This window comes from Brotaphodocola sp. (assembly GCF_050873065.1).
Taxonomy (GTDB): Bacteria; Bacillota; Clostridia; order Lachnospirales; family Lachnospiraceae; genus Brotaphodocola.
In genome coordinates this window covers 1-7,395 of sequence record NZ_JBNMIC010000081.1, presented here as the reverse complement: position 1 = coordinate 7,395, position 7,395 = coordinate 1, and the positions used below count along the sequence as shown (strand labels likewise).

The following is a 7,395-nucleotide window of genomic DNA, read 5'->3' as shown; positions in this document are numbered from 1 at the left end:
GGAATGCAATCAGCATACGCGGCGGAGCAACTACGGTGTTGTTCAGTGTGCAAAGTAACGGCCATTCTCACCCTCAATACGGATCTTTAAGCGGCGAGCCTGTGCATCGCCCAGATTGGAACAGGAACCAACCTCAAAGTACTTCTTCTGGCGCGGAGACCATGCCTCTACGTCACAGGACTTCACCTTCAGGTCTGCCAGATCACCGGAGCAGCACTCGAGAGTACGAACCGGGATATCCAGAGAGCGGAACAGATCTACGGTGTTCTGCCACAGTTTGTCATACCACATCTTGGAATCTTCCGGCTTGCAGACTACGATCATCTCCTGCTTCTCGAACTGATGGATACGGTAAACACCGCGCTCCTCAATTCCGTGAGCACCCTTCTCCTTGCGGAAGCACGGAGAATAGCTCGTGAAGGTCTTCGGAAGCTCTGCCTCCGGAGTTACGGTGTCGATGAACTTACCGATCATGGAGTGCTCACTCGTACCGATCAGGTACAGATCCTCGCCCTCGATCTTGTACATCATCGCATCCATCTCATCGAAGCTCATAACACCGGTTACAACGTTGCTGCGGATCATGAACGGCGGAATGCAGTAGGTGAAACCGCGGTTGATCATGAAATCACGCGCATATGCCAAAACTGCGGAATGCAGTCTTGCGATGTCGCCCATCAGGTAATAGAAGCCATTTCCAGCCACACGGCCTGCTGCATCGAGATCAATGCCGTCAAACGTCTTCATAATATCGGTGTGGTACGGAATCTCGAAATCCGGAACAACCGGCTCGCCAAACTTTTCGATCTCCACGTTCTCGCTGTCATCTTTACCGATCGGAACACTCGGATCAATGATATTCGGAATGGTCATCATGATCTTGAGAACTTTCTCGCCAAGCTCTGCTTCCTGCTTCTCCAGCTCTGCAAGACGTGCTGCGTTTGCAGCTACCTCTGCCTTTACTGCCTCAGCCTCTTCCTTCTTGCCCTGACCCATCAGCTGACCGATCTGCTTGGACAGCTTGTTGCGGGATGCACGGATGCTGTCTGCCTCAGCCTTTGCTGCACGGTTCTTCGCATCCAGCTCAATCACCTCGTCTACGAGCGGAAGTTTTTCGAACTGAAACTTGTTCTCGATATTCTTCTTTACGATGTCCGGATTTTCACGGACAAACTTTAAGTCTAACATGTTTTCCTCCTGTATACATCGATCCCGCGTCCTCTGCCCGGAGCCCCGTCTCGGACGCTGAAACCATGAATAATATAACAATTATTTTCCGATTATACTACATTTTTACACGGTTGGAAAGAGTTTTGTCTGCAAATCTGCAAATCATCAGGAAATCTTGATGAACAGACCTGCTTTTTTCAGGACCGGACGGACTGCCATGTAAACGACACAGACCACAATCGTACCCGCAATCGCGTTGATGAAAGTCACACCTGCTGCCCAGGTTGCCATGATCTTTGCCGCGTCGGACTGTACGCCAAGGATATAGTTCTTATAGAAGAATCCCACGATCGGATCAAAGATCACGTTGAATCCGAGACCGGCAATCGATGCGATCAACGTCCATTTCAGGATGTACTTGCTGTCATGGTTTTCGGTGATGTGAGCGATGTTGTGTGCGACGAAACCTGCAATCAGACCGATGCAGAGCTTCAAGACAAAGGTCTTCGGTGCACTGGTGATATAGGTAGGATCAATCAGATCTGCAATCGTCATTCCCAGAGATCCTGCAAGACCGCCGTATCCGCCACCGAGCAGCAGCGCCGCGAGAACGCAGAAAGCGTTTCCGATGTGAAGCGCCGTGTAATCTCCTCCGAATGTCGGAATCGGGATCTTTAAGTAGGTGAATGATACGTAGCACAGAGCTGCCATCAGCGCAGTCAGCACCAGCTTGTAAACCTTGTTGTCCATTTTGTCTTGTCTGTTTTCCATAATTGTTCCACTCCCTCGTTTGTTTCTCTGGCTGCGTTCTCAGCTTGAAACCCGCAACCGATTTTTCCAATCATAACACGATGGTGGAGTGGCATAAATATCCAGTTTCGTATATTTTGACCAGTCCAGTTTGATCTTATTCTTTATCTCTCGATTCCACACAGACGAGAATGCCCTCGTCAATCCAGATCTTCGCCGAATCTCCCGCAAGCTCATTGCTCAGGCACAGTCCGCTCTCGACACCTTTTTTTAAGTTCCATCCGTGAAGCAGATACTTAAATCCCGCAAGGTGGATTCCTCTGACCCGGTCGGTGTAAGGGAAAAAGGAAATGTATTTTCCCCAGATCTTTTCCCGCTCAAACTCAGCCTGATTCCGGATCAGATACAGGCGGTTCTGTGCATCGACAAGCTCCGCATGCACATTCTGCTCCAGACACTCAGAAAGCATATGAATATTTGCAATCATATGGTCGAGACGTCCCCCGGTCGCCCCGAGAAAGACAATCCGTCCGCAGCCAAGCTCAAGCGCCCTGCTTCTCGCAAGCTCTGTGTCCGTCTCATTCTTTTCCGGATGATGCTGCTCCCAGAACACCGTTCTGCCATCCTCCGTCTCCACGGATCCGACGGTCTCCTCCTGCTCAAACAAATCCGCACTCTCATAAACCTGCTCTTCTGTAAACTCCTCCTCGTCCGGACGCTCCGGAATCTTTGCCGGACAGTATTTTTTGAGAAGTGTCTCCTCGACCGTATCGAAATCTCCCACCACCCAGTCCGGTTTCAGACCGAGCGCATCCGCATACCTGAGTCCTCCGTCAACCGCAATCACAAGGTCAAACGACTCTTTTTCCAAAAAGGAACGGGCGAAAGCCAGATCCAGCTCTCCGCCCGTAACCACAAGACATGATGGATGTTTCTTCATCACTCGTACTCCTTAAACGTCTCCAAAAAGTTCCTGACATTCGCCTCTGCATCCCCCTTGAAGACTGCAGAACCGGCGACAAGAATATTTGCACCTGCCTCAAGAAGCAGACCGGCATTCGCAGTTGTCACGCCTCCGTCAACCTCAATGTCCGTCTGAAGTCCCATCTCATCTGCCATGCGGCGCACCTCACGCACCTTCTCTGTCGCATAGGAGATAAACTTCTGACCGCCAAATCCCGGATTGACTGACATGATCAGCACCATATCCACCTCCGGAAGAATCCATTTGAGTGTCTCAACCGGAGTTGCCGGATTGAGTGCCACACCTGCTTTCATTCCGAGATCCTTAATCTGATGGATCGTGCGGTCAAGGTGAGCACAGGCTTCCTGATGCACACAGATCAGATCCGCTCCCGCTGCCTTTAAATCCTGCACATAGCGTCCCGGCTCTTCCACCATCATATGGACATCAAACACGCGGTCCGTGCATGGGCGAATGCTCGCAATCACCGGCATTCCGAAAGAAATGCTTGGCACAAACATTCCGTCCATCACATCGATGTGAATGTACTGTGCACCTGCCCGATCCACTTTCTGAATCTCTTCTCCAAGTTTCTTAAAATCTGCCGCAAGAAGCGACGGCGCTAAAATTGCCATGGCTTTTTCTCCTCTTCCCTTTCTAATATCTTCTCCGTTCTTTCTCCTTGAGTTCCTGATAGAGAATCCGATAATTTTCATAACGGCTCTCACTCAGCTTTCCATTCTCCAAAGCATCCTTGATTCCACAGACCGGCTCTCCGATGTGAACGCAGTCTGCCTGAAACCGGCATGCATCCGCAAACGGCTCAAATTCCGGGAAATAATACTTGAGTTTTCCGGATTCGATCTCCTCAAGATACATCGAAGAAAATCCCGGTGTGTCACACAGATACGTGTTTTCTTCCACGCAGAACAGCTCTGCATGGCGGGTCGTGTGCTTTCCCCTCTTGATCTTCTCACTGATCGAGCCCGTCTCCATCACTGCCTTTGGCAGAAGCTGATTCGTCAGAGAGGATTTTCCGACGCCGGAAGGACCGGCAAGAATTGTCGTCTTTCCGCGCAGAACCTCCCGGATCTTCTCCACACCGGCCTCCTGTCTGCTGCTCACAAACAGCACCGGATAGCCCGCCGCCTCATACGTTTTCCGGTACTCTCCCTGACGTTCCTCCTCGCCGAGATCCGTCTTGTTAAAGCAGATCGTGACCGGAACCTCCTGAGCCTCCATCATAATCAGGAAGCGGTCTAAGAGGTTTAAATTCGGCTCCGGCTGCGTGATTGCAAACACGACAAGCGCCTGATCCACATTTGCCGATGCCGGGCGGACAAGCACATTTTTTCTCGGGAGAATCTCATCGATGCTGCCCTCCGCCTTCTCCTCATCGAGAACGGTAAACTCTACATTGTCTCCGACAACCGGCTTAATCCCGCGGCTTCTGAAAATTCCCTTTGCGCGGCATTCGTATACCTTCTCATGTCCGTCGTGGACATAATAAAATCCTGCAATTCCCTTGATAATTTTTCCTGTCATCTCTTATCTTCTTATCTCTTTTCAGCCTGACACCTGTTTTTTCAGACCTTTTGCTTCCGTCTTTTTCTTTTTTGTTTTCCCAATCAGATTTCATCCAGCGCAAAAAATCAATCCATCGCAAAGAACGTGAGCGGATAAATTTTCAGGATCTCTCCGCTGTCCACATTTACCACCTCAACCTGACCCTGATCCGTTCCATCCATGCTCTCGATGCTGGTAAAACTGATCGGAAGCAGAACATTTCCCTTGATTCTCGTCGTCTGCATCAACACTTTGTAGAGCGGATTACTGTCCGGGCCCTGACGCAGGCGCACCATCACACTGACAGTTGAACCGCTCGCTCCCGGACCGATGAGATTGCTCGGATCATAGACCTCGTTGATCGATGCGACGTAGCGCTGACGCTTGATCTGAGGGCCGGTGCTGACAACATAATCGATTTTGCTTCCCGCCTCGAGCTGGGTTCCTGCCGGCTTTGACTGGCTGATCACATGGCCGGATGCCACGGACTCACTGCTCTGTTCCGTCACATCCCCGGCAAGAAGTCCTGCCTCTGTCAGAAGTGCATTCGCCTCATCTTTCGTCTTTCCGGTCAGAGACGGCACATAGGCGGTCTCCACATGCGGTCCGCTGCTGGCATAGAGAACAACGCTTCCGTTCTCCTCGACTTCCTCCGGCTCATAGCGGATCACCTGATCCTTCTCAACCGTATCGCTCTCCTCCTCAACAACCGTCACGGACAGGTTCTTGCTCTCGAGGTACGTCTTTGCCGTGCTCACATCGAGATCCGTCAGTTTCTGATCCCCGATTTTCAGTTCCGATAAGACAATCTTTCCGGATCCGGTGCTGACAATGACATTGACGGATGCCCCTTTTAAAACCACACTGTCCGCAGACGGTCCCTGACTGATGACATATCCCTGTTTAACCTCGTCCGAGGAGGTGTAGGACACCTTCATCGTCAAAAAGCTGGCCTTGAGTTTCGTCTGTGCCTCCGCCTCGGTGAGTCCCCTCACATCCGGCATATACACTTCCGTGTCTTTTAACTGTGCACTCTCGGTCGTCGTCTCCATCTGTGCCTCATCTAACGCCGCTGTCGTGTGGATATTTCCGAGACCTGCATGAGAAAATCCTCCGAAAAGTTTCATCACCACCACAATGAGAACTGCGACAATTCCGATCGCAACGACGATGCCAACCCCGGCGAGAAGCCGCTCTAATTTCGGGTTCACCTCATCCTCTTCCTCAACCACTTCCTCGTTCCGGTTCTCATTCCGGTTCTTTCGGTGGGTGTCATAATTCTCCTCGCCCGCCGGATACTTGTGGGAATAACGCTTCGGGGACCGCTCTCTGTCCCGGTCAAAGTCTTTCTGTTCAATCTCCCGGCTGCGCTCGTTGATCTCCTGGACCTCCTTATCGCCAAGCTGAATCGTCTCTCCGTCGAGAGCGGCGCTCGTCGAATCCTTGACGAAATGTCCATCCGGCTGAAGAAGCGCTTTTCTGAGATCCATGATCAGCTCTGAGGCGCTCGCATAGCGCTGTTCCGGCCTCTTTTCCATACATTTTAGGATAATCCGCTCCAGACTCTGCGGCACCTCGGGATTGTACACACTCGGTCTGACCGTCTCGTTGCTCAGATGCGCAACTGCAATCGCCACCGCATTCTCCCCGTCAAACGGCAGATATCCGGTCACCATCTCATAGATTGTGATACCGAGCGAATAAATGTCACTTCTCTCATCACAGAACCGGCCCTTTGCCTGCTCCGGCGAAATGTAGTGAACCGATCCCATCGCGGAGGACGTCATCGTCTGGGCAGTCACAGCCCGCGCAATTCCGAAATCGGTCACCTTGACCTTGCCATCCCGCGAGATCATGATGTTCTGAGGCTTGATGTCCCGATGGATGATATGCTGCTCGTGTGCTGCCTCCATACCCTGTGCGACCTGAATCGCAATGCCGATCGTCTCCTTCACCTCAAGATGCCCTTTCTTGGCAATATAACTCTTGAGTGTGATTCCCTCAATCAGCTCCATCACGATATAGTGAAGCTGTCCCTCATCGATAACGTCATACACGCTGACAATATTCGGATGGGACAGACCGGCTGCCGCCTGTGCCTCCATCTTGAACTTGCTGACAAAGTTGCTGTCGTCGCAGAATTCTTCCTTAAGCACCTTGATCGCCACAAAACGGTTGAGCTTATGACATTTTGCCTTGTACACCACAGACATGCCACCGGAACCGATCTGTTCGAGTATCTCATAACGGTCCTGCAGAAAAGTTCCCGGTCTCAGCATCATAGGCTCACCTCACTTATCTGCGGTTCCACAAGAATCACGGAAATATTGTCTTTTCCGCCACTGCGGTTTGCAGCATCCACAAGCCCCTTTGCCTTCTCGCAGATGTTCTCCTCCGCACGTATGATATACTCCATCTCAAACTCATCGACCATGTTGCTCAGTCCGTCGGAACACATCAAAATCACGTCCCGGCTCTTGAGCTTGATCGCAAACAGGTCTGCATCCACATCCTCATCCGCACCGATTGCACGGGTGATGATATTTTTATTTTCCAGATAATCCCGGCTTCCGCGCTTCATCTTTCCAAGTGCAACGAGCTCTTCCACGTAGGAATGGTCGCGCGTGATCTGCTCAAGCTCATCGCGCAGAAGATACAGACGGCTGTCCCCGACATTCGCGACATAAAGCACATTGCCCCGGATCGTCGCAAGCACCAGAGTGCTTCCCGTTCCTTTTAGATTCTCATCCTGATTTGCGGTCTCGTAGAGTTCCCGGTTGACTTTCCGGATCCCCTCCCGGATGATACTGTGCACATCCTTGTCCGGAAACGGCTGTGAAAAAAACGCGGTCAGCTTCTCCACAACAAAGCGGGAAGCGAAATCCCCCGCCTTGTGTCCGCCCATTCCGTCCGCAACGATAAAAAGATTATCAAGAGAACCGATC

General features: G+C 51.4%; 6 protein-coding genes and 1 pseudogene. All 7 read right to left on the bottom strand.

Annotated elements, in window-relative coordinates; genetic code table 11:
* A pseudogene (gene serS, locus ACR0QE_RS12565) lies at positions 1–1,188 on the bottom strand (serine--tRNA ligase); the annotation flags it as partial.
* A 147-nt stretch (positions 1,189–1,335) separates the two neighbouring features.
* Complete coding sequence (locus ACR0QE_RS12560; protein ID WP_432628686.1) at positions 1,336–1,941, bottom strand: ECF transporter S component; 606 nt, start codon at positions 1,939–1,941, stop codon at positions 1,336–1,338.
* Between the two features lie 136 nt (positions 1,942–2,077).
* The gene (locus ACR0QE_RS12555) at positions 2,078–2,860 is read right to left on the bottom strand and encodes a thiamine diphosphokinase (protein WP_432628685.1); all 783 of its coding nucleotides are present in this window, start codon (positions 2,858–2,860) and stop codon (positions 2,078–2,080) included.
* The gene (gene rpe, locus ACR0QE_RS12550) at positions 2,860–3,519 is read right to left on the bottom strand and encodes a ribulose-phosphate 3-epimerase (protein WP_432628684.1); all 660 of its coding nucleotides are present in this window, start codon (positions 3,517–3,519) and stop codon (positions 2,860–2,862) included. The genes ACR0QE_RS12555 and rpe overlap by 1 nt, the downstream gene beginning before the upstream one ends.
* 22 nt (positions 3,520–3,541) lie before the next feature.
* The gene (gene rsgA, locus ACR0QE_RS12545) at positions 3,542–4,429 is read right to left on the bottom strand and encodes a ribosome small subunit-dependent GTPase A (protein ID WP_432628683.1); all 888 of its coding nucleotides are present in this window, start codon (positions 4,427–4,429) and stop codon (positions 3,542–3,544) included.
* A gap of 107 nt (positions 4,430–4,536) precedes the next feature.
* A complete protein-coding gene (pknB, locus tag ACR0QE_RS12540; RefSeq protein WP_432628682.1) occupies positions 4,537–6,732 on the bottom strand; it encodes a Stk1 family PASTA domain-containing Ser/Thr kinase in 2,196 nt (731 codons plus the stop codon).
* Positions 6,729–7,395: Stp1/IreP family PP2C-type Ser/Thr phosphatase (locus tag ACR0QE_RS12535; protein WP_432628681.1), on the bottom strand; the 667-nt coding region annotated here is incomplete at its 5' end. The genes ACR0QE_RS12535 and pknB, both read right to left, overlap by 4 nt.

Coding starts and splice junctions, on each gene's coding strand:
- rsgA (WP_432628683.1), bottom strand. CDS start 4,429: ATGACAGGAAAAATTATCAAGGGAATTGCAGGATTTTATTATGTCCAC.
- ACR0QE_RS12560 (WP_432628686.1), bottom strand. CDS start 1,941: ATGGAAAACAGACAAGACAAAATGGACAACAAGGTTTACAAGCTGGTG.
- pknB (WP_432628682.1), bottom strand. CDS start 6,732: ATGATGCTGAGACCGGGAACTTTTCTGCAGGACCGTTATGAGATACTC.
- rpe (WP_432628684.1), bottom strand. CDS start 3,519: ATGGCAATTTTAGCGCCGTCGCTTCTTGCGGCAGATTTTAAGAAACTT.
- ACR0QE_RS12555 (WP_432628685.1), bottom strand. CDS start 2,860: ATGAAGAAACATCCATCATGTCTTGTGGTTACGGGCGGAGAGCTGGAT.